The 22,421-nt window shown below is 41.0% G+C and carries 25 protein-coding genes; 22 read left to right on the top strand and 3 right to left on the bottom strand.

The window, feature by feature from the left end; all coding sequences use genetic code 11:
• Positions 1-101 precede the first annotated feature (101 nt).
• The gene (deoC, locus tag ACIFOD_RS00940; RefSeq protein ID WP_430313156.1) at positions 102-773 is read left to right on the top strand and encodes a deoxyribose-phosphate aldolase; all 672 of its coding nucleotides are present in this window, start codon (positions 102-104) and stop codon (positions 771-773) included.
• A 35-nt stretch (positions 774-808) separates the two neighbouring features.
• On the opposite strand, the gene ACIFOD_RS00935 is transcribed toward deoC, so the two are convergent.
• Positions 809-1,741 (bottom strand): Na/Pi symporter, encoded by a 933-nt coding sequence (locus ACIFOD_RS00935; protein ID WP_430313154.1) that lies wholly within the window; start codon positions 1,739-1,741, stop codon positions 809-811.
• A 335-nt stretch (positions 1,742-2,076) separates the two neighbouring features.
• On the opposite strand from ACIFOD_RS00935, the gene rpsU reads away from it, so the two are divergent.
• Positions 2,077-2,250: a 30S ribosomal protein S21 gene (gene rpsU / locus ACIFOD_RS00930; protein ID WP_032087602.1), complete on the top strand. Its 174-nt coding sequence runs from the start codon at positions 2,077-2,079 to the stop codon at positions 2,248-2,250.
• Positions 2,251-2,264: 14 nt separating this feature from the next.
• On the top strand, positions 2,265-2,711 hold the full coding sequence (locus ACIFOD_RS00925) for a GatB/YqeY domain-containing protein (protein ID WP_397552151.1): 447 nt from the start codon (positions 2,265-2,267) through the stop codon (positions 2,709-2,711).
• On the opposite strand, the gene ACIFOD_RS00920 is transcribed toward ACIFOD_RS00925, so the two are convergent.
• A complete protein-coding gene (locus ACIFOD_RS00920) occupies positions 2,706-2,906 on the bottom strand; it encodes a hypothetical protein (RefSeq protein ID WP_430313152.1) in 201 nt (66 codons plus the stop codon). The two genes, ACIFOD_RS00925 and ACIFOD_RS00920, sit on opposite strands and share 6 nt — an antisense overlap.
• A 124-nt stretch (positions 2,907-3,030) precedes the next feature.
• Between ACIFOD_RS00920 and ACIFOD_RS00915 the strand changes: the two genes are divergently transcribed.
• From ACIFOD_RS00915 to recO, 13 genes are all read left to right on the top strand, one after another.
• Positions 3,031-4,341: an NfeD family protein gene (locus ACIFOD_RS00915; RefSeq protein WP_430313151.1), complete on the top strand. Its 1,311-nt coding sequence runs from the start codon at positions 3,031-3,033 to the stop codon at positions 4,339-4,341.
• Positions 4,342-4,367: 26 nt separating this feature from the next.
• Positions 4,368-5,369 carry a flotillin-like protein FloA gene (gene floA / locus ACIFOD_RS00910; RefSeq protein WP_113970660.1) on the top strand — a complete coding sequence of 334 codons (1,002 nt, stop codon included), beginning with the start codon at positions 4,368-4,370 and terminating at the stop codon, positions 5,367-5,369.
• A gap of 29 nt (positions 5,370-5,398) precedes the next feature.
• Positions 5,399-5,857 (top strand): hypothetical protein, encoded by a 459-nt coding sequence (locus ACIFOD_RS00905; protein ID WP_430313150.1) that lies wholly within the window; start codon positions 5,399-5,401, stop codon positions 5,855-5,857.
• Between the two features lie 56 nt (positions 5,858-5,913).
• Complete coding sequence (gene yqfC, locus ACIFOD_RS00900) at positions 5,914-6,198, top strand: sporulation protein YqfC (RefSeq protein ID WP_113970624.1); 285 nt, start codon at positions 5,914-5,916, stop codon at positions 6,196-6,198.
• An 11-nt stretch (positions 6,199-6,209) separates the two neighbouring features.
• Positions 6,210-7,397, top strand: coding sequence for a sporulation protein YqfD (gene yqfD / locus ACIFOD_RS00895; RefSeq protein ID WP_428974833.1), 1,188 nt, complete (start codon positions 6,210-6,212; stop codon positions 7,395-7,397).
• Positions 7,398-7,400: 3 nt separating this feature from the next.
• Complete coding sequence (locus tag ACIFOD_RS00890) at positions 7,401-8,360, top strand: PhoH family protein (RefSeq protein WP_397552155.1); 960 nt, start codon at positions 7,401-7,403, stop codon at positions 8,358-8,360.
• Positions 8,361-8,572: 212 nt separating this feature from the next.
• Complete coding sequence (locus ACIFOD_RS00885) at positions 8,573-10,738, top strand: HD family phosphohydrolase (RefSeq protein ID WP_430313149.1); 2,166 nt, start codon at positions 8,573-8,575, stop codon at positions 10,736-10,738.
• Positions 10,735-11,208, top strand: a complete 474-nt coding sequence (ybeY, locus tag ACIFOD_RS00880) for an rRNA maturation RNase YbeY (RefSeq protein WP_430313148.1) — start codon at positions 10,735-10,737, stop codon at positions 11,206-11,208. Before ACIFOD_RS00885 ends, ybeY begins: the two co-directional genes overlap by 4 nt.
• Positions 11,183-11,581: a diacylglycerol kinase gene (locus ACIFOD_RS00875; RefSeq protein ID WP_428974830.1), complete on the top strand. Its 399-nt coding sequence runs from the start codon at positions 11,183-11,185 to the stop codon at positions 11,579-11,581. The genes ybeY and ACIFOD_RS00875 overlap by 26 nt, the downstream gene beginning before the upstream one ends.
• Positions 11,582-11,832: 251 nt before the next feature.
• On the top strand, positions 11,833-12,231 hold the full coding sequence (locus ACIFOD_RS00870) for a cytidine deaminase (protein ID WP_034757514.1): 399 nt from the start codon (positions 11,833-11,835) through the stop codon (positions 12,229-12,231).
• The gene (era, locus tag ACIFOD_RS00865) at positions 12,224-13,144 is read left to right on the top strand and encodes a GTPase Era (RefSeq protein WP_397552159.1); all 921 of its coding nucleotides are present in this window, start codon (positions 12,224-12,226) and stop codon (positions 13,142-13,144) included. Before ACIFOD_RS00870 ends, era begins: the two co-directional genes overlap by 8 nt.
• Positions 13,145-13,255: 111 nt before the next feature.
• On the top strand, positions 13,256-13,399 hold the full coding sequence (locus ACIFOD_RS00860) for a YqzL family protein (RefSeq protein WP_113970616.1): 144 nt from the start codon (positions 13,256-13,258) through the stop codon (positions 13,397-13,399).
• 45 nt (positions 13,400-13,444) lie between these two features.
• Positions 13,445-14,197: a DNA repair protein RecO gene (gene recO, locus ACIFOD_RS00855; RefSeq protein WP_397552160.1), complete on the top strand. Its 753-nt coding sequence runs from the start codon at positions 13,445-13,447 to the stop codon at positions 14,195-14,197.
• A gap of 321 nt (positions 14,198-14,518) precedes the next feature.
• Here the strand turns inward: recO and ACIFOD_RS00850 are convergent, their stop codons facing one another.
• Positions 14,519-15,892: a glycine--tRNA ligase gene (locus ACIFOD_RS00850; protein WP_430313145.1), complete on the bottom strand. Its 1,374-nt coding sequence runs from the start codon at positions 15,890-15,892 to the stop codon at positions 14,519-14,521.
• 467 nt (positions 15,893-16,359) lie between these two features.
• Here ACIFOD_RS00850 and ACIFOD_RS00845 point away from each other — a divergent pair, with 467 nt between their 5' ends.
• From ACIFOD_RS00845 to ACIFOD_RS00820, 6 genes are all read left to right on the top strand, one after another.
• Positions 16,360-16,986, top strand: coding sequence for a helix-turn-helix transcriptional regulator (locus ACIFOD_RS00845; RefSeq protein ID WP_113970613.1), 627 nt, complete (start codon positions 16,360-16,362; stop codon positions 16,984-16,986).
• A 13-nt stretch (positions 16,987-16,999) separates the two neighbouring features.
• The gene (locus ACIFOD_RS00840) at positions 17,000-17,812 is read left to right on the top strand and encodes a pyruvate, water dikinase regulatory protein (RefSeq protein WP_113970612.1); all 813 of its coding nucleotides are present in this window, start codon (positions 17,000-17,002) and stop codon (positions 17,810-17,812) included.
• Between the two features lie 336 nt (positions 17,813-18,148).
• Entirely contained in the window at positions 18,149-18,589 is a 441-nt protein-coding gene (locus ACIFOD_RS00835) for a YaiI/YqxD family protein (RefSeq protein WP_397552162.1), read from the top strand.
• Positions 18,590-18,632: 43 nt separating this feature from the next.
• The gene (gene dnaG / locus ACIFOD_RS00830; protein WP_397552163.1) at positions 18,633-20,444 is read left to right on the top strand and encodes a DNA primase; all 1,812 of its coding nucleotides are present in this window, start codon (positions 18,633-18,635) and stop codon (positions 20,442-20,444) included.
• Positions 20,445-20,477: 33 nt separating this feature from the next.
• Positions 20,478-21,608, top strand: coding sequence for an RNA polymerase sigma factor RpoD (gene rpoD / locus ACIFOD_RS00825; protein ID WP_113970609.1), 1,131 nt, complete (start codon positions 20,478-20,480; stop codon positions 21,606-21,608).
• Positions 21,609-21,726: 118 nt separating this feature from the next.
• Entirely contained in the window at positions 21,727-22,263 is a 537-nt protein-coding gene (locus ACIFOD_RS00820) for a hypothetical protein (protein WP_430313143.1), read from the top strand.
• Positions 22,264-22,421: the final 158 nt, after the last annotated feature.

Here is a 22,421-nt window from a genome sequence, read left to right as displayed (position 1 = left end):
GTTTTCTTTTTTTGGAGATGCTAATAAGAAATGCTCGTCTTTTTCTCTTTGTTTTGTTATGATAAGAGAGGTACGGACAACTGTTAAAGGAGAGATAATGAATGACTAAGAACATTGCAAGTATGATTGATCATACTTTACTTAAACCAGAATCAACGAAAGACCAAGTAGAAGTACTTTGCCAGGAAGCGAAAGAATTTAAATTTGCTTCTGTGTGCGTTAACCCGGCATGGGTTCAATATTCAAGCGAATTATTAAGCGGCACTGAAGTAAAAGTGTGTACAGTTATCGGGTTCCCACTTGGAGCTTCCACGCCTGAAACGAAAGCATTCGAAACTAAAGATGCAATCGAAAAAGGTGCTACAGAAGTGGATATGGTCATCAATATCGGCGCATTGAAAAGTGGCGATCATGAGTTGGTTAAACGCGATATTGAAGCAGTTGTGGCAGCATCTAAAGGTAAAGCACTTTCAAAAGTAATCATTGAAACATGCCTGCTGACGGATGAAGAAAAAGTGAAAGCTTGCCAATTAGCTGTAGAAGCTGGAGCAGATTATGTGAAAACATCTACAGGATTCTCTACTGGGGGAGCGACTGTAGAAGATATCGCTCTTATGAGAAAAACAGTTGGACCTGATATCGGTGTGAAGGCTTCCGGAGGCGTACGTTCTTCCGAAGACGCACAAGCTATGATTGATGCAGGAGCTACCCGCCTGGGAGCAAGCTCTGGTGTGAAAATCGTACAAGGCTTGACAAGCGACTCTGATTATTAATAAGAAAAAAGCTGAACGAGGAATTCAATCCTCGTTCAGCTTTTTTTTGGCTGGTGAATCCTTTCAATGAAACGGGCGAATTGATTCGCAAATGGCAACACAAGGATCGAGCATAAAAGGTTAAATAGGACACTGGCGTGGGCCAATTGTAAATCGGGTGAGCCTGCTAAAGATTGAGCTGCCAATCCGAGTAATGGGATGAAGGGGATAAAAAGAGCGACCCCAATAACGTTAAGCCATATGTGAGCGTACGCCGTCAGTTTTGCTTGAGTCCCCCCACCGATGCTTGCAATAAAAGCTGTAATACATGTCCCGACGTTTGCGCCGAGCATAATGGTGATTCCCGCATGAAGATCAATGGAACCTGCAGCCAGAAATCCCATCGTCACTCCTGTCACAACGGTGCTGGACTGGATGATCGCCGTTAATATACAACCAATAAGCAGCGCGAGTACAACATGCTCGTTCACTTCTATGATATACGTGCGCAAGGAGTCGTGAGTCGTTAATGGAGTAGCTAACCACTGAATCGCCCGGATCGACGTAAAGATTAATCCAAACCCGATAAATATCATTCCCGTACTTCGGATGGAGGGTGAGCGGAAGAAATACAGAATGCATCCGATGATCATGGATGGGACAATAAGATAATTCATATCCAGTGTGAACATTTCAAGGGTGAACGTTGTTCCGATATTCGATCCAAGCATGATTCCGATCGTCTGTCTAAACGGTATCAAGCCGGAAGAGGCCAGTCCCACAGTGAGAACCATAACGGCAGAACTGCTATGGATAAAGGCTGTTACAATCGTTCCTGTAAGGACACCTTTAGCAGGAGTGCTCGTTAAATAATGAAGCCATTTCTTAATTTTCTGATTGGCAATATTAAAAAGCCCTGACCGCAGCCAAGTCATCCCCAGTAAAAAACATAAGATGAAAAAAATAAAGGCGATTCCATGTAAAATCATTACATTCCTCCCACACACCAGCCTGTTTTATACAAATGTATGGAAGAATTGAGTGAGACATGCCTATTTATATAAGGTGTTTTATGATAAATTGTTGACCTATTACATATCATATATTATAATGGCAAAGTACATGGATTTCTTTATATTAATAAAGAATTCATCCAAGAAAGACATACACTTTCTGTCCCCTTGTGACAATGATCCAAGGGCAAAGCCATAACCTATTGGTGAAGTAAAGGACGCTAGGAAACTCTGCGTCTTAAGAATTTGGTACAAACCATTTCTTGACTTTAACATGTAAGTGTAGTGTGTTCGGAGGGAGGGAAAGAGAGATGTCAAAAACAGTTGTTCGTAAAAACGAATCGCTTGAAGATGCTCTTCGTCGCTTCAAACGCTCAGTTTCTAAAACAGGAACTTTACAAGAGTTTAGAAAGCGCGAATTTTATGAAAAGCCAAGCGTAAAACGCAAAAAGAAATCAGAAGCTGCAAGAAAGCGTAAGTTCTAAGAGAGGGTGTAAGCATGAGTCTTCTCAATCGTTTAAATGATGATATGAAACAAGCGATGAAAAATAAAGAAAAAGAGAAGCTTTCTGTTATCCGCATGCTTAAAGCTTCACTTCAAAATGAAGCGATTAAACATGGGAAACAGGAACTCTCTGAAGACGAAGAGTTGACTGTCCTTTCTCGAGAAGTGAAGCAACGGAAAGACTCCCTCCATGAATTTCAAAACGCTGGTCGCGAAGACCTCGTTGAAAAAATTCAAACAGAACTGACTTACGTCGAAATATATATGCCGAAGCAGCTTTCAGAAGAAGAGGTCTCTGCTATTGTCCAACAGACGGTAGCGGAGGTAGGTGCTACTTCTAAAGCCGACATGGGCAAAGTGATGGGAGCAATCATGCCTAAATTAAAAGGGAAAGCCGATGGAGCTCTCGTCAACAAACTTGTTCTTCAACATTTATCATAAGATTAAAGAGACCGGAAAGCCATCATGCTTTCCGGTTTTTTTAATAGCGTTAAGGAGGGAGGCGGTTTGAAAATTTATAGGAGAAGTTAAGATTACAGTTTGAAGGTTGAAAATAAGCTTGAGGAAGTCGATAATAAAAGGTGAAAGATCGTCATAACCAAGCTTCAATCCATCAAAAATATCCTTCTTTTTCAAGTTTTTTTACTATATTAATAAATTCCGCCCCAACCACATAATATTTTTAAAAAAGTTGAAACTTTTTTTAAGGTCAAACGTACATAGAGTATCAAGGAATATTACCTGAAACGAGGGGGTTGCGTTGAAAAAAGGTCTACTAATATTTTTCATGATGATTCTTGGGTTCAGTTTTCTTCAGCCCTTGTTAAGCTCCGCGGATAATACAAAAAAAGTATACGTCATTCCTATTCACAAGGAAGTTGAAAAAGGGCTTCATGCATTTCTGGAGAGAGCGATAAGTGATGCAGAGGAAAACAATGCTGAACTGATTGTTTTTGATATTGATACGCCTGGAGGTCTGGTCACTGCAGCTGGAGATATTGGTCAGCTCCTTGACGGCGTAGAAACGAAGACGGTTGCCTTTGTGAATAATCACGCTTTATCGGCAGGTGCCTTCATCTCCCTTCATGCAGATGAGATCTATATGGTTCCGAATGGTCAAATCGGTTCTGCGGCTGTGATTGATCAAGCTGGAAATGCCGCTGATAAGAAAGCTCAGAGTTACTGGCTTTCTGCCATGAAGAGTGCGGCTGAATCAAATGGGAGAGATCCTCAAGTTGCCCTGGCCATGGCGGATGAATCGGTAGTGATCGAAGAATTGGGGATAGAAAAAGGGGAATTATTGACTCTCGGTTCAAAAGAAGCCAAGCAAGTCGGCTACTCTGAAGGAACCGTTGCGAACCTGGATGAGTTATATGAAACCCTTGGTGTCGATAAATCTTCTGTTGTAAATGTCGAAGAGACCTTTGCAGAGAAGCTGGCACGATTTATAACCAACCCGGTCGTGGTACCAATCCTTCTTTCGTTGGCAAGCCTTGGGTTGATTGTCGAATTGTATTCACCAGGCTTTGGGATTGCCGGTTCTATCGGATTGATTTCCCTTGTATTATTCTTTTATGGACACTTAGTGGCGGGACTTGCCGGTTACGAAACCATAATCCTCTTTATCATTGGGGTCGCTCTTATCGTAGCGGAATTTTTCCTCCCTGGGGGCATTGCAGGCGGACTTGGGATCGGGGCTATTCTCGCAAGTATTATGTTGGCAGGGGGCGATGTAGTGCAAATGGGCATTTCTCTTCTTATCGCTTTACTTATTGCCGTTGCGACAATGATTATATTTGTAAAGGTGTTTGGTAAAAAAATGAAATTTTTTAACAAAATCATTTTAAAAGATTCAACAAGCACAGAAAGTGGATATGTATCAAACATCAATCGATTAGAGTTGATCGGTAAAGAGGGTGTAACGAAAACACCTTTAAGACCTTCCGGAACTGTGATCGTGGATGATGAAAGAATTGATGCAGTGACAGAGGGTGGCTTTATTAAAGCAGGTGAAAGAGTTAAGATTGTGAAAGTGGAAGGTTCGAGGATTGTTGTAAGAGACATTTCATAATTACTTAGGAGGTAAAGAATATGGTTATAGGACCAAGTACGATTTTATTGCTCGTTGCCATTGTGGTGGGAGTGATTGTATTAGCAGTTTTATTTACATTTGTACCAGTCATGCTGTGGATTTCAGCGATCGCAGCAGGAGTAAGAATCAGTATTTTCACACTAGTGGGGATGAGGTTGAGACGTGTTATCCCGAGTCGTGTGATCAATCCATTAATTAAAGCCCATAAAGCAGGCATCACGGTAACGATCAATCAGCTGGAGAGTCACTATTTAGCTGGTGGTAATGTAGACAGAGTGGTCAATGCACTGATTGCAGCCCATCGTGCAAACATTGAACTGACCTTTGAGCGTTGTGCGGCGATTGACCTTGCTGGTCGTGACGTACTTGAAGCGGTTCAAATGAGTGTTAACCCTAAAGTAATCGAAACGCCATTTATTGCCGGTGTTGCAATGGATGGAATTGAAGTGAAAGCCAAAGCGCGTATTACGGTTCGTGCGAACATTGACCGCCTTGTCGGGGGGGCCGGGGAAGAGACGATCGTTGCCCGTGTAGGGGAAGGGATTGTATCAACAATCGGTTCATCCAGCAATCATAAGAAGGTATTGGAAAATCCGGATTTGATTTCTCAAACGGTCCTTTCGAAAGGCCTGGATGCAGGTACAGCATTTGAAATCCTCTCGATTGATATCGCGGACGTTGATATCGGCAAGAATATCGGAGCAGAACTGCAAACAGAACAAGCGGAAGCTGATAAAAACATTGCACAGGCGAAAGCTGAAGAAAGAAGAGCAATGGCCGTTGCCAATGAGCAGGAAATGAAAGCAAGAGTAGAAGAAATGAGAGCGAAAGTTGTGGAAGCAGAAGCAGAAGTACCTCTTGCCATGGCTGAAGCACTCAGATCAGGAAATATCGGTGTGATGGACTATATGAACTTAAAGAATATCGACGCTGATACGGAAATGAGAGACTCGATCGGGAAACTAACCGGGGATAAAAATGATCCGAAAAATTCTAAAGATAAGTAATTTCCCCTTGTGAGAAAGGAGTTTTCTCCATGGAACCTTTAATCATTGCCATACTGATCGGACTTATCACTACGATTTTCAATAAAGTGAAAGAGTCTCCTTCTAATAAACCGGTAAGGCAAAAGCCGATTCAAACGGCGTCTCCCCCTCCTTCCGAACCTCATGAAAGAGGAAGAGAAAGGGAGAGAACGGCACGGAGCAGATTGCCAAGAGAATACAAAGAACCATTGAAAGACGCAGCCTCTTCTATTCAAACCCTGTTTGAAGAAAAGAAGAAGGAAGCGGAATCAACGTATGCAGATTTACAAAAGAAAGAAGAACGTTACTCCCGCAGACTGGAAGCTCATCAAACCAGGGCAGAGAAGATACGGGAAAAAGGTTCAACTCTCAACATTGATTTCAACAAGGAAGATGATATCGTAAAAGGTTTTATCTTTTCAGAGGTATTTGGACCTCCAAGATCAAAAAAACGTCATCATCAAAAATAAGAGTGATGAAACCCCTTTTCATTTCATAAATATGAGATGAAAGGGGGTTCTTTTTTATGGCAAAAAGCTTTTTACAACATGCGCGTAAATGGATGACACAGAAAATGGATTTACCTGAAGATGTCATGATGGACCTTCCTCGCGTCACCATGATTGGACAAATTCACATCTATATAGAAAACCATCGTGGTCTGTTAACGTTCACAGATCGAGAGGTACGACTTCTGCTAAAACAAGGTCAACTTTTAATAAAAGGTGAACAGTTTGTCATCAAGATGATTCTTCCTGAAGAAATTCTTCTTCAGGGGAAGATCGTAGAAGTGATCTATTTGGAACAATAGGAGGGACGGGTTTGAAGAATCAATGGTTCACCTTTCTTAGGGGAAAGGTATTTGTGAAAATGGAAGGCAGATTAGTTGAGAGGGTCATCAATCAATTGCTTCGTGCAAATATCACGATTTGGAATGTGAAGAGAGCTGGAACGGAGACCATCACCTTTTACTTATCCTTAGAGGATGTACATAACTTCCGAAGAGCGGTTCGAACATCCGAGTGTAAAGTGACATTTCTAAGAGGTCAGGGAGTTCCATTTTTGTTTAAGCGATCTCTGAAGAACTCAGGATTCATGATAGGTGGACTTGCTTTCTTCGTCATCGTCTTCCTGCTTTCCAATATGGTTTGGGACATTCAAATTAAAGGGGCATCCCCTCAAACAGAGCACAGCATCAGAAAAGAGCTGGAAGAAATGGGAGTGTCGAAAGGGAAGCTGCAATTCTCCCTGCCGGATGTGGAAAATATCCAACGGGAGCTATCCTACAGAATGAACAATATTACGTGGGTAGGGGTGGAATTGCAAGGGACGACCTTTCACTTCCAAGTGGTTGAGAAGAACGCCCCTGAACCTTCTGAATCCTCTGGTCTGCAGCATATCGTAGCGAAGAAGAAAGCGATCATCACTCAAATGTTCGTAGAAGAAGGAGATCCCCAGGTGAACGTCAATGACTATGTGAACAAAGGTCAGCTTCTCGTATCAGGATTGATAGGGAATGAAAAGGATCCTAAAGGGGTCCCCGCCAAAGCAAAAATCCTGGGGGAAACATGGTATAAATCTAACGTTGATTTACCTTTGAAATCCCAATTTGTGGTTTTTAGCGGCGATGAAAAAAGAAAGCATTATGTCGGAGTCGGCTCTATTAATATTCCGATTTGGGGATTCGGAAAAGTTGAGTATGAAGAGTCCATCGAGGAAGAGAACAAAAAGAACCTTCGTTTCTTGAAATGGGAGCTGCCGATATATTATATAGATAAAAGCTTTAAAGAGAAAGAGGATGTAGAGAGAACTTATACGAAATCAGAAGCCATCGATGCGGCGAGGAAACTGGCCAAGAGTAATTTGGAGTCCACCCTCCCTGAGGATGCCGAAGTCATAGGTGAAAAAATTTTGCAAGAAAAGGTTGAGAATGGTAAAGTTAGGGTAACAATTCACTTCAAAGTATTAGAAAACATTGCAGTAGGACAACCAATTATTCAAGGAGACTAACGAATGTCAGATGAAATCTTAATGAAATTACAACTTGAAAACCCTAATGAAGCCATCGCTTTGTTTGGCGTTTCAGATTCTCACCTTAAATTAATCGAACAGGAATTACACGTTTCAATCGTAACAAGAGGCGAAGAATTGCTGGTTTCAGGTAAGGAAGAAGATGTAAGTCTCGCTCTAGATGTTTCAGATCGACTCGTGGCTGTAATACGTAAAGGAATCAATATTGGCCAAAGAGATGTCCATTATGCACTGGAAATGGGCAAGCAAGGGACACTTGAATACTTTACTGACTTGTACAATGAAGAAATTACGAAAAATGCAAAAGGTAAATCCATCAGGGTGAAAACCCTTGGGCAGCGTCAATACATTCAGGCTATCAAAAAACACGATATGGTGTTTGGGATTGGTCCGGCAGGTACAGGGAAGACCTATCTTGCTGTGGTGATGGCGGTGCATGCGTTGAAAAACGGGCAGGTAAAGAAAATCATTCTCACAAGGCCTGCTGTTGAAGCGGGAGAGAGTCTCGGCTTCCTTCCGGGTGACCTGAAGGAAAAAGTGGACCCTTATCTCCGTCCCTTATATGACGCTCTGCATGATGTGTTGGGGGCTGAGCATACAGCTCGGTTGATTGAAAGAGGAACCATTGAAATCGCTCCTCTTGCCTATATGAGAGGCCGAACACTGGATGATGCGTTTGTCATCCTCGATGAGGCACAAAACACAACGAAAGCACAAATGAAAATGTTTTTAACCAGACTTGGCTTTGATTCGAAGATGATTATTACAGGAGATCGCTCTCAAGTGGACTTACCTAGAGGAAGCGAGTCAGGACTGATTTCCTCTGAAAAAATATTAAAAAATGTAAAAGGCGTATCGTTTATTTATCTAGATCAAGCGGATGTGGTTCGTCACCCATTAGTCGCTAAAATAATCGATGCCTATGAAACAATCGAAAAGTAATGCAATAAAGGGATTGACCCAATGTGTTCATGTCGCCTGTTAATACAGGTGGCGCATGCAGAGGTCAATCTTTTTTTATAGGGTTTAACATGGATAATTAAGTGAAAAACTGTTATCATTTTACATAATTGCTAGATTGTTTTTTCTCATGATTTCTGTGAGATCTATACTTAAAATGATTGAAATTGTACTTACATAACAGGGGGTTCTTTATGCAAACGCACCCATTTTTACTCAAAATAAGGAGCTTTCTTAGCTACCGACTTTTTACTAATCTCTTATTTGTGTTACTTGGTATTATTGTTTTCGGGGTTTTATATGGGAATGTAAAACCGAAAACCCTGGATATTAATTTGTATGAAGAAGCTCCTACTACAATTAGGGCGCCGAAGAAATTTGTTGATGATGAGGCAACTGAGAAGAAGCAGCAGGAAGCTGAAGAAGAAGTAGGAAATGTCTATACCCCTAAAGAAGGGGCGGTCGACAACTCCATATCGTTACTTCGTTCCCTTATGGAAAGTGTAAAAGAAGTGAAGAAGGAAACTGAAACTCAAGAACCCGGATCAGAGGAACTGAAGCCTCCAGCTGAAGCGGAAATAAATGAGCAGCTAAAACAGCTTAAAGCTAAGCTTCCTAAAGATAAGAATAATAATGTAACCAACCAATTGAATGATACGGTTTTAAAAACTCTAGTGGAAGCTTCAGAGGAAGATCTGGAACGAGTAGAGACAATCGTTTCTACGCAAATGAAGATTATCATGGAAAATGGTGTGAAAGAAGAGGAATTGAGTGAAGCGAGATTAAATTTAGAACAAAGGATCACAAACTATACCTTTAGTGGGGATCTATCCAATGCTGCCGTAAAGCTTGGGAATGTGGCACTTGAGCCTACACAATATTTTGACTCTGAAAAAACGGATGAATTAAAAAGGCTGGCCGTGGCGAATGTTCAATCAGTTGAAATCATTGAAGGCGGAGTCATTGTAGAAGATGGGGAGTTGATTACTCCTAAAGAATATCGGATCATGAAATCATTGGGGATGGTGGAAAATACGTTCTCCTTCCGCCCATACATCGGATTGGCGCTTTTTGTGCTTGTGGTGATCAGTTCACTTTATTATTTCTTCTATACATTGGAAGTAACCGAGGAACGAAAACAAAACTATTTGATCCTCACGAGTATCGTGTTTGTCATCTCACTGTTGATCATGAAGATTGTAGGATTGATAGAACAGCTGGAAATCAATGATATCGCCTTTATATTCCCTGCTGCATTCACGGGAATGATCCTGAGGATTTTATTGAATGAGCGGATTGCCATGATGATGGTGTTTATTTTATCAGCTTGCTCAAGTATCGTTTTTCACCAGCAGTTCTCAGGTTCAATCGATATGGAAATCGCTATTTATACGTTATTCAGTGGCGTATCAGGGATTCTTTTCCTGGTGAGCCGCAATCAGCGCTCGAATATTTTAAGAGCGGGTATTTACGTAGCTCTTGTAAATATATTGATCCTGGCGTTTTTGGTCCTGTTAAGCGGAACTTCTTATTCCAATAGTGAATATGTGTATTATCTCGTGTTTGCCCTGGTATCAGGAATCAGTTCCTCTATATTAACAATCGGTTTTCTGCCGTTTTTCGAGGCAGGGTTCGGCATACTTTCTTCCATGAGGCTGGTGGAGCTTTCAAGCCCTACACAACCACTATTAAAGAAGCTGCTGACCGATGCACCCGGTACCTATCATCACAGTGTCATGGTAGCGAATCTTGCAGAATCCGCGTGTGAATCCATTGGTGCAAACGGACTATTAGCGAGAGTCGGCTGCTACTATCATGATGTCGGAAAATCAAAAAGGCCACACTTTTTCATTGAAAATCAGCTTAATATGGGAAATCCTCATGATCGGGTCTCGCCTGAGACGAGCAGGGATGTTATTATAAGTCATGCTTCAGATGGTGCTGACATGCTTCGGAAACATAAGCTTCCAAAGGAAATCGTCGATATTGCCGAGCAGCATCATGGGACAACCTTGTTGAAATTTTTTTATTATAAGGCAAAGGAACAAGGGAAAGATGTTAAGGAAGAAGATTATCGATATCCCGGTCCAAAACCACAAACAAGGGAAGCGGCCATTATTAGCATTGCAGATAGTCTAGAAGCGGCTGTCAGATCCAAGAAATCCCCCACTCAGGGAGAGATCCAACAGCTCGTTCATTCCATTGTACAAGACCGCCTGCAGGACGGTCAGTTTAACGAATGCGATCTTTCAATGAAGCAATTAGAGACAGTCAAGAGGTCTCTATGTGAGACTCTGAATGGAATCTTTCATCCAAGAATAGAATATCCGGAACTTAAAGCAAAAGGAGAAGAAGTATGACATTATTGATCGACTTTATTGATGAAACTGAAACATTATCCGAAGAGGAAACAAGTTTGGTGCAAAACATCTTAAACTTTGCAGCAAAAAAAGAAGAGGTCGAAGATGACAGCGAAGTGTCGGTTACGTTTGTGACGAACGAAAGAATTCAGGAAATTAATCGTGAATACCGCCAGAAGGACCAGCCGACGGATGTCATTTCCTTTGCTCTTGAAGAACTGGGGGAGGACGAAGTCGAAATAATTGGTGGTCAAATTCCCCGGGTTCTCGGTGATATCATCATTTCCATCGATCGGGCCAAAGAACAGGCTGAAGAATACAATCATTCATTCTCCCGTGAACTGGGTTTTCTTGCTCTGCACGGATTCCTGCATTTATTAGGCTATGATCATATGGAGGAAATGGATGAAAAGAAAATGTTTCAGAGACAGAAGGATATTTTAGATGAGTATGGACTCAAAAGGGACTAAGTTCGGCCTGTTCAGGTTCTTGAAGTCTTTTGGATATGCGGCAGATGGGATTAAATCTGTATGGTCCACTGAGCAGAATTTCAGGATTCACTCATGTGTAGGGATCATTGTTTTTATCTTAGCGTATCTGCTTTCCGTATCTGCCATGGAATGGATCATCCTGATCATATTGGTGTTTTCCGTACTGGCACTTGAAACCATGAATACGGCGATCGAAAAGGCAGTGGATCTTTCAATTTCAGACTACCATCCCTTGGCGAAAGCGGCAAAGGACCTTGCTTCGGCTGCCGTATTACTCTTTGCCGTCTGTACGGCGATTGTGGGTGCCATTATCTTTATTCCAAAGCTGCTAGAACTCATCACGGCTCTTTGATGAGATGCAAAGAAGATACAAATACCTGAAAAACAAAGGCTGCAGGAGAGAAATTGAACGATTTCTTTCCTGCAGCCTTTAATTCATTTGAAAACGTTCTTATACTTGTATAGAATAAGTGGAGCAAAGGACAAAATCAATAAATAGTTTGAATTATCTAACTATTTTATTACAAAATGATAACAGCCCATTTTCTTTTATGAAAATTGTAGTAAAATGAATTTGTAAGGGTTAAAAGGAGAGTTAAACTAATGAATGCAGAACAATTGATACAAGAAGCTAAACTAGCGAGAGAAAAAGCATACGTACCCTATAGTAAATTTAAGGTGGGAGCGGCCCTTCTGTCAAAGGATGGTAAGGTCTATCACGGTTGTAATATCGAGAACGCAGCCTACAGTATGTGTAATTGTGCCGAAAGAACAGCACTATTCAAAGCTTACTCAGAAGGCGATACAGACTATTCAATGATTGCGGTTGTAGCAGACACGGCAAGACCGGTGCCGCCATGCGGAGCCTGTCGTCAGGTCATTTCAGAGTTATGTCCGAAAGAGATGAAGGTCGTACTGACAAACCTTAAAGGCGATGTGGAAGAACTAACCGTTGCAGAACTATTACCAGGAGCTTTTTCACCGGAGGATTTAAATGAGTAATATAGGCAGTAATACAGGGCACAAATCAGGCTTCATCTCCATCATTGGACGTCCAAACGTTGGGAAGTCCACTTTCTTGAACCATGTAATCGGTCAAAAGATAGCGATTATGAGTGATAAGCCCCAAACAACACGAAACAAAGTTCAGGGAGTTTACACGACAGATGATGCACAAATGATATTCATCGATACTCCAGGGATACACAAACCGAAACATAAACTGGGAGACTTCATGATGAAGATTGCTCAGAACACTTTAAAAGAAGTGGACGTCATTTTATTTATGATCAACGTAGAAGAAGGGTTAGGAAAAGGAGATCACTTCATCATCGAGAAGTTAAAAGGGGTCAAAACACCTGTTTTTCTTATTCTTAATAAAATTGATCAAATTCACCCTGATGCGTTATTGCCGATGATTCAACAATACAATGACCTGTTTCCTTTCGCGGCGACTGTTCCGATTTCAGCACTTGAAGGAAATAATGTAGATAACCTTCTGCAATTATTAAAGGATCAACTGCCGGAAGGACCTCAATTTTATCCTGCTGATCAGATTACAGACCATCCTGAACGTTTTATCGTTTCAGAACTCATACGTGAGAAGGTCCTGCACCTGACAAGGGAAGAGATTCCCCACAGCATTGCAGTCGTGATCGATAAAATGGAGCGAAAGCAAGAGAAGGACCTTATTGACGTGATCGCAACCATTATTGTGGAGAGAGACTCGCAAAAAGGGATTGTCATCGGAAAACAGGGGTCGATGCTAAAGGAAGTAGGGAAGCGTTCCCGTGTAGACATTGAGAACCTGTTGGGATCAAAGGTATATCTTGAACTATGGGTGAAGGTACAGAAGGACTGGAGAAACCGATCTTCTACCCTTCGTGACTTTGGATTCAGTGACGACGAATATTGATAGCTGAATTAACAATATTTAGGCCGCATCTTTTAGAGAGAAAATGCTCATTCTAATCACAAGAAAGCTTATGAAGTCTTGCTAGTTTAAATCCAGAAAGGTGGGTTTTTTATGTTAGACTTAACATGGAAATTTTTTTCGCAGACAGGAAGTATAGACACCTATTTACTTTTTAAGGAGCTTGAAAAGGAGACGACTGAGGATCCTTACAGCTTTGAAGAAGAAATAGCGGAAGTTGATTTTCCTTTAACGTGATAAGCTTGTCATCACCCGGATGGATTGATGTCGGGAGGTGGCTATATGCTGCAGAAGTGTGAAGGAATCGTGATCAGAACGAATCATTACGGTGAGTCGAACAAGATTGTTACCATATACACACGAGAATTCGGAAAGATTGGATTGATGGCTAGAGGGGCAAAGAAACCTAATAGCCGTCTATCCGCCATTTCACAATTGTTTACATATGGTTATTTCCTTTTTATTAAAGGAAGTGGACTAGGTACACTTCAACAGGGAGAGATGGTTGAATCGTTAAGGCATGTGAGGGAAGATTTGTTTAAGACGGCTTATGCCACTTACATCGTAGAGCTTCTCGATAAAGCGACGGAGGACCGGAAACCGAACCCATTTCTATTTGAACTGCTTTACAAGACCATTCACTATTTAAATGAAGACTATGATCCCGAAATTCTTATGCACATATTTGAAATGAAGATGCTCCCTGTATTAGGGCTGTATCCTCATCTGAATGGATGTAGTGTATGCGGGGAAGCGGATGGAGAATTCGCTTTCTCCTTTAAAGAAAATGGATTCATCTGTCATCGTTGTTTAAGTGAAGATCCTCATCATTTTCCGATCTCGCAGAGCACTGTGAAGCTTCTGAGGGTATTTTACTATTTCGATATCAATCGATTGGGAAATATATCGGTGAAAGATGAAACAAAACGTCAATTGAAGCGGGTAATCAGGACTTATTACGATGAAAATTCAGGTCTAACATTAAAATCCAGGAGGTTCTTAGACCAAATGGATAACCTGAAGGACTTATTCTAGCTTATAATGCTGCTTGTGATTATATAGAAAGGCCCATTCACTATGGTGAATGGGCCTGTTTTTTATGTGTCTGCTAGCTCCGGGGCTTAGAGGCTCGAGGTCATAAGTCAAACATACCAAAAAGGCAAAGAACGCCTTTCCGGTATGTTCGTCTTATGCTTGTCGCCTCTGGGCAAAGCCCCTCCGCTTTAGGTGTCTGCCAGCTCCGGCGGCTAGAGGCTCGAGGTCATAAGTCAACCCTGCCAAAAAGGCAAAGAACGCCTTTCCGGCAGGGCTGTCTTATGCTTGTCGCCTCTGAACGAGCCGCCTCCGCTTTAGGTTTTAAAATTGAATTTTTTCCTGCAAAAAAGCTTTAACTTCGCTGATTGGCATTCTTACCTGATCCATCGTGTCACGGTCACGTACGGTCACTTGACCATCTTCTACCGAGTCAAAGTCAAATGTGATACAAAATGGTGTACCGATTTCATCTTGACGACGGTAGCGTTTACCGATTGATGCTGTTTCGTCGAAGTCTACCATAAGGTCCTGTGATAATTCTTCATATACCTTGAATGCATCATCAGATAATTTCTTAGAAAGTGGCAGGACAGCTGCTTTAAATGGGGCCAGTGCCGGATGGAAGCGAAGCACTGTACGTGAATCATTTTCAAGCTCTTCCTCTTCAAATGCGTCACATAGGAATGCAAGAGTGACACGGTCTGCACCAAGGGATGGTTCAATACAGTATGGTACATACTTTTCATTTGTTTGAGGATCCATGTAGTGGAAGTCCTCATTCGAATGTTCCATATGACGCTTCAGGTCAAAGTCTGTTCGATCTGCTACACCCCAAAGCTCTCCCCAACCGAATGGAAATTTGTATTCAATATCCGTAGTTGCATTACTGTAATGAGATAATTCATCTTGATCATGATCGCGTAAACGCATATTTTCTTCGTTCATTCCTAGGTTAAGTAACCAGTTTTTACAGAATTCACGCCAGTAAGAGAACCATTCCAGGTCTTCTCCAGGTTTACAGAAGAATTCCAGTTCCATTTGTTCAAATTCACGTGTTCTGAATGTAAAGTTCCCAGGTGTAATTTCATTTCGGAAGCTTTTTCCGACTTGAGCAATACCGAATGGCATTTTTTTACGCATGGAGCGCTGAACATTTTTGAAGTTAACAAAGATACCTTGTGCTGTTTCAGGGCGTAAATAGATTTCATTTGTAGACGATTCTGTCACACCTTGATGAGTCTTAAACATTAAATCGAATTGGCGGATATCCGTGAAATCCTGGCTTCCGCAATCAGGGCACGCGATACTGTGCTCATTGATGATTTCTTCCATTTTTTCAAACGAAAGCCCATCAACGATCATCTCGATGCCTTTTTCTTCAAGGGCATTTTCAATGATTTTGTCTGCGCGATGGCGTGTTTTACATTGCTTACAGTCGATCATTGGGTCGTTGAAGTTTCCAACGTGACCAGAAGCTACCCAAGTTTGTGGATTCATTAAAATACTTGCATCAAGACCCACGTTGTAAGGGGATTCCTGAACGAATTTTTTCCACCATGCTTTTTTAATATTGTTTTTTAACTCTACACCTAATGGACCGTAATCCCACGTGTTAGCAAGTCCTCCGTAAATTTCAGAACCCGGGAAAACAAATCCGCGATGCTTCGCTAAATTCACTACTTTTTCCATTGACATAAAAGTCACTCCTTTTCATCATGTATGTAATAAAATAAAAAAGCTCGTCCCTAGGCTTATAGCCTAGGGACGAGCTTGATACTCGCGGTTCCACCCTAGTTGATATACGTCAAGTATACCCACTTTCAAATGATAAATAGCTCGGGATTGCCGTTTTCCCTGCTCTCCAGGCTTTCACCGTCCCTGGTCGCTTGAGTGCAGCAAGTACTTATTGATCCGTCGTAGCCTTATTGATTATAAGATGAAGACATTTTATCATGATAAAGAAATAAAAACAACTACTGAACAGTAGAAGGGAAAAGATTTGAAGTTTGTATTTAAAAAAGATACTCTGTGTTAGGTGAAATTTAAAATATAGTGTTGACACAAATGAATGATAATATGCTCTTTTCATTTTTTTTAAATAGTATATAATATTTCATATAAAGTATAACATAAATAGTTTGTCCGTTAGGTGGTGAGTAACAATCGAACTTAATAAGCGTCAAGAGCATATCTTACAAATAGTTAAAGACAACGGACCTATCACTGGTGAACAAATCGCCGATCGATTAAACTTGACCAGGGCGACTCTGCGACCTGATCTAGCCATTTTAACCATGGCAGGTTACCTGGACGCACGTCCCAGAGTGGGGTATTTCTATACAGGAAAAACAGGAACGCAGCTATTGACAGAAAACCTTAACAAAATATATGTTAAAGATTATCAATCGATTCCTGTGGTGGTAAACGAAAATGTTTCTGTGTATGATGCCATCGTGACAATGTTCCTGGAGGACGTAGGAACATTATTCGTAGTGGATGGAAATACGTACTTAGTTGGCGTCCTGTCTCGTAAGGATCTTTTAAGGGCGAGCATCGGGAAGCAGGAACTTAGTACCTTGCCGGTGAATATCATTATGACGAGAATGCCTAATATTACGGTCTGTGAAAAGGATGACCAGCTAATAGGCGTGGCCAAAGACTTGATTCATAAGCAAATCGACTCTGTTCCAGTGATTAAGAAAACAGAAAAAGGCGATTTAGAGGTCATAGGCAGGATTACGAAAACCAATATCACAAAAGCATTTGTAGCGTTAGCAGATGAATATTAGAAGGTGGTGAACGATCGTGAAAGAACCGATCATCTATGTTGTATCCGACTCGGTGGGTGAAACTGCTGAACTAGTCACAAAAGCGGCGATTAGCCAATTCAATGGTTCCAATACGGTCATTAAACGCTTTCCGTATGTAGAGGACTTAGAGCATATCGATGAAGTGATTTCCCTGGCGAAATTAAACCAGGGACTGATTGTGTACACTCTCGTAAAGCCGGATATGCGTGCGTATATTAAAAAAGAAGCTGAAAGAGAAGAATTGTACGCGTTTGATATTATCGGTCCATTAATGGATAAATATCAATCAGCTTACCAGAAGGAGCCGTTGTTCGAGCCGGGAACGGTAAGAAAGCTGGATGATGATTACTTCAAGAAAGTGGAAGCGATAGAGTTTGCCGTGAAGTATGATGATGGGCGGGATCCCCGCGGCATCCTTAGAGCGGATATTGTGCTTGTAGGTGTTTCCAGAACATCAAAGACGCCGTTATCACAATATCTTGCACTGAAGAGGATTAAGGTGGCCAATGTACCTCTAGTACCGGAAGTCGATCCCCCAGAGGAATTATTTATGGTTTCTCCGAAGAAGTGCTTCGGATTAAAGATCAGTCCTGAGAAGTTGAATACGATTCGCCGGGAAAGATTAAAGTCATTGGGATTGAATGATCAGGCGAGCTATGCAAATATTCAACGCATTGAAGATGAGTTGAAATATTTCGAGAAAATAACCAATCGCATCGGTTGCCATGTGATTGACGTAACGAACAAAGCTGTAGAAGAAACAGCCAATGTCATTACGAATATCTATCAGCACTCAAGCAATTAACATTTAATAAAGAATGATTCTTTCCCTGAATAAAAGGGGAAAGAATCATTCTTTTTTGGTGAATTGAAACGGAAACAATCATAGGTTTCATAAATTGAGTTTTTATAGTGGTCAAACTTGTCCGATTATACTATAATAAAAAATTGTGATAAAAATATTTAAAATAGGTTTAGACTAAACCCTTAAGGAATAAACTAATTATTGTGATATGTCAAGTCTCGTCTCAATTAAAATTCGACAATTTTAATCAATTCTCCAGGAAAGTTCAAAAGAGAGAAGGATAATACGGAGTGATGTAGAATAGTTAGTATTAGCGAACATAAGTCTACCGTATATGTGGATGCAGATGCTTGCCCGGTAAAGCAGGAGATCATTAAAATTACCAGAGGATATGGCTTTGAGGTTGTATTTGTTGCTTCTCATGCCCATAGAAAGAACACACCTGATCAAGGCAGGTGGGTATATGTCGATAGTTCGAAAGAAGCGGCTGACTTATACATCATGAACCATGTCAGGCCACACGATGTACTGGTTACCCAGGATATTGGACTCGCGTCATTGGTTTTGCCGAAAAAAGTTTATGCCATCTCTCCCAGGGGAATAGCCTACAGGGAAGAGAGTATAGTCACGGCACTCGATTATCGATACGTCGCAGCAAAAGAACGCCGTAGAGGAAACTATGGTAAAGGTCCTAAACCTTTTACAAATGAAGACAGAGAAACATTTTGTATTTCCTTCGATAAAATCTTGTCGGAAATTGCAGGAGAATCGGAATAAGTACAGAATGGATTAAGAGGGTAAATAAAACAGGTGATAAATCGTGTCTGAAAGAATCCCTGAAGATAAGTTAAATAAAATATTATCGTCAACCGATATCGTAGATGTCGTGAGTGATTATGTACAACTGAAAAAGCAGGGACGCAATTATTTTGGTTTGTGTCCGTTTCATGGAGAGAATACTCCATCTTTTTCTGTTTCCCCTGACAAACAAATATTTCATTGTTTCGGATGTGGGGCCGGGGGAAATGCGTTTACGTTTCTAATGGATGTTGATGGTTTAAGCTTCCTCGAAGCAGCGCAAAAGCTTGGTTCTAAAGTAGGAGAAGAAATCTCCATACCGACATCTTCGTCTGAAAGGGAGCTTCCCCCTCAAGAAGATGAAAAGCAAATGATGGAAGCTCATGGGTTATTAAGTAAATTTTACCATCATCTCCTTCTAAACACAAAAGAAGGTCAGGAAGCCCTCGAATATTTATTGGCTCGGGGGTTTACGACTGAAAGCATTACTAAATTTCAGATTGGGTGGTCACTTCCCAGCTGGGATTTCACGGTTAAGTTTCTTCAGAAACGAGGCTATTCCCTGGAGCTGATGGAAGCGGCGGGTTTACTCGTTAGAAGAGAAAGAGACAATTCCTTCTTGGATCGCTTCAGGGGAAGGATCATGTTTCCTATTGTGGATACGAAAGGAAACACGGTCGCTTTTTCAGGAAGAAGCATCGATTCGAATGATGAACCGAAGTACTTAAACAGTCCGGAAACGAAAATCTTTAACAAAAGCAGCATTCTTTATAACTATCACGGCGCACGTTCAATGATTAGAAGAAAACAGCAGGCCATTCTGTTTGAAGGATTTGCCGACGTCATATCAGCCAGTGAAGCAGAGGTGGAAAATGGCGTAGCCACTATGGGTACTTCATTAACAGAGCAGCAAATCGGACTGCTTAAACGCCTGACTGATTCCGTGATCATTTGTTATGACGGTGATTCTGCTGGAGTGGAAGCCGCATTCCGGGCAGGAAATCTTCTTCACAAGCATCAGCTGAACATTCGTGTCGCAACAATACCGGAACAATTAGACCCTGATGACTACATTTCAAAATATGGACCAACAAAGTTTCAACAAGATGTAATAGGGGCAAGCTTGACGTTCATGGCATTTAAGCTTCGGTACTATAAGCTGAATAAAAACTTAAATGATGAAGGAGATCGCCTTAAGTATATAGAAGACATACTTAAGGAAATTACCCAACTGAGTAAAGCGGTTGAAAAGGATTATTATTTAAGGTATTTAGCAGATGAGTTCGAATTATCTCTTGAGGCTCTTCAACAGCAGCTCTTTGAACTGGAAGGCCCTGATAAACGGAATTCTAAACCGCCTAAACAGGTAGGTATGCAAGGTAATTTCTCCAGGCAGACTCAGTCTAAACTATTACCCGCTTACCAAACGGCTGAGAGAAGATTGATTGCCTATATGCTTAAGGATCCGAACATCGCTTATAAGATTCAGGAGTGGCTTGCAGGTACTAACCTTAATATTGATGAACATCAGGCTATTATTACTTATTTATTGGGTTATTATGAAGAAGGTCTACCTCCAAGTGCCAGTGCCTTTATCGGGTATCTTCCCGATGAGAGGTTAAGAAGGATCGTAACCGACATCGAAATGATGTCAATAAGCGAAGAAAGTACGGACCAGGAATTAGTAGATTATGTCAATCAGGTGTTAAAACATCAAAAGATGTTGAGAATAAAAGAAAAAGAAGTGGAAAGAAAAGAAGCAGAACGACTAAAGGATTACCGAAAAGAAGCACAAATAGCAATGGAAATCTTACAGCTGCGTAAGTCTCTATAAAGTTTTGTAAGGAAGTTGGAAGGAGGGGAACAAATGGCTGAAAAGTCAGCGCGTTCCAAACAAATAGCGTCAGAATTAACAGTTGATCAGGTGAAAGAATTTTTAGTTAACCAAGGTAAAAAAAGAGGGGTCCTCACATACGAAGATATTGCCGATAAATTATCAGGGTTTGAGTTAGATTCCGATCAAATGGATGAATTCTACGAACACTTAGGTGAACAAAGTGTAGAAATCATCAATGAAAATGATGAAGATGATGATCCGGGTGCTACTGAGTTAGAGAAAGAAGAGGAAGAAGAATTCAATCTGAATGATTTAAGCGTTCCTCCAGGAGTTAAAATAAATGATCCTGTTCGTATGTATCTGAAAGAAATAGGAAGAGTTGATCTTTTATCTGCAGAGGAAGAGATAAATCTTGCCAAGAGGATTGAAGAAGGCGATGAGGAAGCTAAGCGACGTCTTGCTGAAGCGAACCTGCGACTTGTTGTCAGTATTGCCAAACGTTACGTTGGTCGCGGTATGCTATTCTTAGACCTTATCCAGGAAGGAAATATGGGTCTGATTAAAGCGGTAGAAAAGTTTGATTACCGCAAAGGGTACAAATTCAGTACGTATGCAACTTGGTGGATTCGCCAAGCCATCACACGTGCGATCGCTGACCAGGCAAGAACGATTCGTATTCCGGTTCATATGGTTGAAACCATTAACAAACTTATTCGTGTGCAAAGACAGTTATTGCAAGACTTAGGGCGTGAACCAGCACCGGAAGAAATCGCAGAGGAAATGGATCTGACACCTGAAAAGGTTAGGGAAATCCTTAAGATTGCTCAAGAGCCAGTATCTCTTGAGACACCAATTGGTGAAGAAGACGATTCTCATCTTGGTGACTTCATTGAAGACGCAGAAGCTCAATCTCCTTCAGAACATGCTGCTTACGAACTATTAAAGGAACAGCTTGAAGATGTACTGGATACTTTAACAGATCGTGAAGAAAATGTTCTTCGTTTACGTTTTGGTCTGGACGATGGCAGAACCCGCACACTTGAAGAAGTAGGGAAGGTCTTCGGTGTAACAAGGGAACGTATTCGTCAAATAGAAGCCAAAGCCCTTAGAAAACTGCGTCATCCAAGCAGAAGCAAACGATTAAAGGACTTTTTAGAATAGAAACCCCATTGACTGCCTCTATTGTGATAGAGGTGGTTTTTTTTGCTCGAAATAAAGGGTTTTCCATCACCTTTGACGAATGTAGCTAAAAGATTTAACAGACAAAGGTGTGACAGCTGTGAAAACAGTAAAAAATTCAAGAAAAGAATTAATCGTGAATGAAATACAACTTTGGAAGCAAGCCAATATGCTGCCAGAGCACTATTGTGACTATCTCCTTGCATTATATACCGAAGGAGATGGTATGGAACACAGTGACCAAAAGAATGTCAAAAAGAAGACAATGCTTAAAGACTTCGCTTCAATTTGTGCGATATTTATTTCATTATTTGTCATTTATTTTACTGAATTGTCAATCGTTTTGCAAACAACGATTTTGGCAAGTTTTGTCGGATTATTAGTAGTATCAGGAATTTATTATACTAAAAAACAATTATCACCTTTACTCTTGTATATGGCTGCCGCTTGTATACTTCTTCTGGCCACTATAGAAATAACAGAAGAGCTATTCGGTGGGAGTTCTTTCGGAATGTACATAACCTTATTTCTGAACTGTTTCCTTTGGATCGGTGCAGGTTTGAAATGGAAGCTGGGTTATTTTTCCCTTTCAGGATTGGCAGGGGGAATCCTCCTGATTATTTTTATATTACTATAACTTCTGAAAATTTAAAAGTTTTTTAAAGTTGAGAAAATTCACTATTCCCTTTTATAATAAGAATGAGAGCGCATTCATAGAGTGCAGTGATTATGCTTGAAAGCGCTATTATGGAAATGAAGATAGGGGCTTTCAGTCATCAAAGTTAGACAAGGGGG

The organism is Rossellomorea sp. NRS-1567 (assembly GCF_050467885.1).
Classification (GTDB): domain Bacteria; phylum Bacillota; class Bacilli; order Bacillales; family Bacillaceae_B; genus Rossellomorea; species Rossellomorea aquimaris_C.
The sequence above is the reverse complement of the archived record's forward strand: the minus strand, read 5'-3'. Positions and strand labels throughout refer to the sequence as shown.

Coding starts and splice junctions, on each gene's coding strand:
- yqfC (WP_113970624.1), top strand. CDS start 5,914: ATGGCAAAAAGCTTTTTACAACATGCGCGTAAATGGATGACACAGAAA.
- deoC (WP_430313156.1), top strand. CDS start 102: ATGACTAAGAACATTGCAAGTATGATTGATCATACTTTACTTAAACCA.
- ybeY (WP_430313148.1), top strand. CDS start 10,735: ATGACATTATTGATCGACTTTATTGATGAAACTGAAACATTATCCGAA.
- rpsU (WP_032087602.1), top strand. CDS start 2,077: ATGTCAAAAACAGTTGTTCGTAAAAACGAATCGCTTGAAGATGCTCTT.
- rpoD (WP_113970609.1), top strand. CDS start 20,478: ATGGCTGAAAAGTCAGCGCGTTCCAAACAAATAGCGTCAGAATTAACA.
- ACIFOD_RS00925 (WP_397552151.1), top strand. CDS start 2,265: ATGAGTCTTCTCAATCGTTTAAATGATGATATGAAACAAGCGATGAAA.
- era (WP_397552159.1), top strand. CDS start 12,224: ATGAGTAATATAGGCAGTAATACAGGGCACAAATCAGGCTTCATCTCC.
- ACIFOD_RS00860 (WP_113970616.1), top strand. CDS start 13,256: ATGTTAGACTTAACATGGAAATTTTTTTCGCAGACAGGAAGTATAGAC.
- ACIFOD_RS00935 (WP_430313154.1), bottom strand. CDS start 1,741: ATGATTTTACATGGAATCGCCTTTATTTTTTTCATCTTATGTTTTTTA.
- ACIFOD_RS00905 (WP_430313150.1), top strand. CDS start 5,399: ATGGAACCTTTAATCATTGCCATACTGATCGGACTTATCACTACGATT.
- ACIFOD_RS00875 (WP_428974830.1), top strand. CDS start 11,183: ATGAGTATGGACTCAAAAGGGACTAAGTTCGGCCTGTTCAGGTTCTTG.
- ACIFOD_RS00850 (WP_430313145.1), bottom strand. CDS start 15,892: ATGTCAATGGAAAAAGTAGTGAATTTAGCGAAGCATCGCGGATTTGTT.
- ACIFOD_RS00885 (WP_430313149.1), top strand. CDS start 8,573: ATGCAAACGCACCCATTTTTACTCAAAATAAGGAGCTTTCTTAGCTAC.
- ACIFOD_RS00870 (WP_034757514.1), top strand. CDS start 11,833: ATGAATGCAGAACAATTGATACAAGAAGCTAAACTAGCGAGAGAAAAA.
- ACIFOD_RS00890 (WP_397552155.1), top strand. CDS start 7,401: ATGTCAGATGAAATCTTAATGAAATTACAACTTGAAAACCCTAATGAA.
- recO (WP_397552160.1), top strand. CDS start 13,445: ATGCTGCAGAAGTGTGAAGGAATCGTGATCAGAACGAATCATTACGGT.